3 protein-coding genes are annotated in these 2,095 nt (G+C 46.1%); 1 reads left to right on the forward strand and 2 read right to left on the reverse strand.

What is annotated here, in order from left to right:
• Positions 1 to 67 precede the first annotated feature (67 nt).
• Together miaB and Q0338_RS06670 are read right to left on the reverse strand one after the other, a co-directional pair.
• Positions 68 to 1,378: a tRNA (N6-isopentenyl adenosine(37)-C2)-methylthiotransferase MiaB gene (miaB, locus tag Q0338_RS06665; RefSeq protein ID WP_298086079.1), complete on the reverse strand. Its 1,311-nt coding sequence runs from the start codon at positions 1,376 to 1,378 to the stop codon at positions 68 to 70.
• Entirely contained in the window at positions 1,375 to 1,617 is a 243-nt protein-coding gene (locus tag Q0338_RS06670) for an HP0268 family nuclease (RefSeq protein WP_002949978.1), read from the reverse strand. Before Q0338_RS06670 ends, miaB begins: the two co-directional genes overlap by 4 nt.
• Before the next feature lie 149 nt (positions 1,618 to 1,766).
• On the opposite strand from Q0338_RS06670, the gene Q0338_RS06675 reads away from it, so the two are divergent.
• A partial coding sequence (locus Q0338_RS06675) for a NusA N-terminal domain-containing protein (protein ID WP_298086080.1) occupies positions 1,767 to 2,095 on the forward strand: 329 nt, incomplete at its 3' end.

Consider the following 2,095-nt stretch of genomic DNA (forward strand, 5'->3'; position numbering starts at 1 on the left):
AAATATAATCCAAATAAAAAAATAGATAATGCGCGGGGCTAAATTTATAAAAACGCTTCGTTTAAATTTAGCCCACAAGCTCACCGTAAAGCACCATTCTTTTTGGGTCGTTCACGCGCACTTTTAGCGTTTTGCCTAGCAGCTCTTCGCTACCTGCGACTTGAACGAGGAAGTTATTAAAGCTCCTGCCGGCGACGCCGCCGTTTGCGCGAAGCTCCTCAAAATATACGTCGAAAATTTTGCCTTTTTGCGCCGCGACTATTTCGTCTAAAATCTCGTTGTAGCGACTTTGTAGGCGGGTTAAACGAGCGCTTGCGACGGCTTCGTCGATTTGATTTGTAAACTCCGCCGCCTTAGTCATCGGGCGAGGCGAATACTTAAAGCTAAAAATTTGCTCGAAGCGCACCTTTTCTAGCACGTCCATCGTATCCTCAAACTCCTCGTCCGTTTCGCCCGGAAACGCCACGATAATGTCGGTCGAAATACTAACATCCGGGCACATCGCGCGCAGTCTAGCTGCTCGGTCTAAAAACCACTCTTTGGTGTAGCCGCGCTTCATCTCGCGTAGGACTTTGGTGTTTCCGCTTTGAAGCGGCATGTGCATGGATTTGCAAATTTTGGGATTTTGACTAAAGATTTCTAAAAATTTATCGTCCATATGGAGCGGATGAGGGCTGGTAAAGCGTATGCGCTCGACGGCATCTATCTCGCTGATCTTTACGAGCAAGTCGCTAAAATCGATCTTCTCGTGCGTGCCTGAAAATCTCTTGCCGTAGTTGTTTACGTTTTGCCCGAGCAAGAAAATTTCCTTCGCTCCGCCCTCGGCGGCTTTTTTTACTTCGCGCAGGATCAAATTTGCGGGGATCGAGATCTCGTCGCCTCTGGTGTGCGGGACGATGCAGTAGGTGCATTTTTTATCGCAGCCGATCGAGATATTTATGTGGCTTTTATACGGCGAGCCGCGAAATTCGCCGAATGCATACTCGCTCTCGTCGTGATTTATGTCGGTGCTGATAAATTTAGGCGTCTTAACCGCGGCTGAAATTTTACTGACGTTTCGCGCACCGAGTACGAAATCCACGTAAGGCGCTCGTTTAAAAATTTCGCTTCCCAGATGGCTTGCCGTGCAGCCGCAAACGCCTATTTTAGCGCCTGCTTTTTTTACTTTTTCAAAACCGCCGACCTCGCTAAAAAGCTTATGTACGGGCTTTTCGCGCACCGAGCAGGTGTTGATGAGGATGAGGTCGGCCTCGGAGATGTCCTGAGTGAGCTCGTAGTCCTCTTTTTGCTTGAGCTCGGCGATGATGTGCTCGCTGTCGCGGACGTTCATCGCGCAGCCTAAAGTCTGGATAAAGAGCTTTTTTTGCGCTGCGCTCAAAGGATGTGCACCTCGTACATGTAGTCGTTTTCGTCGAGTCCGTATTTTACGGTGCGGTGGTAGACGCTAAGGCCTTTTTCCTCGAAAAATTCAACCAAAGCGATGAGTTGTTTGTGGCTGTTTTCTCTGTCGAAATAGAAAATTTGTTGCGGATCTTTAGCAAATGCCGCTTCGATTTTTTCAAGAGAGATCGTTTTTGGTTTGGCGTCAAGTTGCGTTCTAGCGAGTTTTAGCTCCATTTTTAATCCTTTGAAATCTTTAATTTAATCTGTGAATATAGCAAATTCATCATAAAAAACGCATTAAACTTCTTAAAAGTATAAAGCTTGTATAATACCCCTCTAACTCAAAAATTCCCCCAAATTTTAAATAACGGAGCAAAAATAATATGGAAAAAATAGCGGATATCATAGAATCTATCGCAAATGAAAAAGGGCTCGAAATCGAGGACGTAAAAGAGCGCGTCATAAGAGCTATTATCAATACCGCAAAGAAAATTTACGGCGAAAACTACGAATACGACGCGGTTATAGATAATGCGACCAAGACCCTTCATCTATATCAAAAAATCACCGTCGTAGAGGATGGCGACGAGCGCTTGGCAGAGGATAACGAGCATTATCTCGGCGTAAGCGAAGCCAAAAAAGTAGACTCTGGCGTAGAGATCGGCGACGAGCTAACATACGAGCTATCTACCGACAACCTCGGCCGCACCGC

Origin of the sequence: uncultured Campylobacter sp., assembly GCF_938018145.1 — a bacterium.
GTDB lineage: Bacteria > Campylobacterota > Campylobacteria > Campylobacterales > Campylobacteraceae > Campylobacter_A.

Excerpts from the sequence above, each read along its gene's own strand:
- Q0338_RS06670 (WP_002949978.1), bottom strand. The coding sequence starts at position 1,617 with ATGGAGCTAAAACTCGCTAGAACGCAACTTGACGCCAAACCAAAAACG.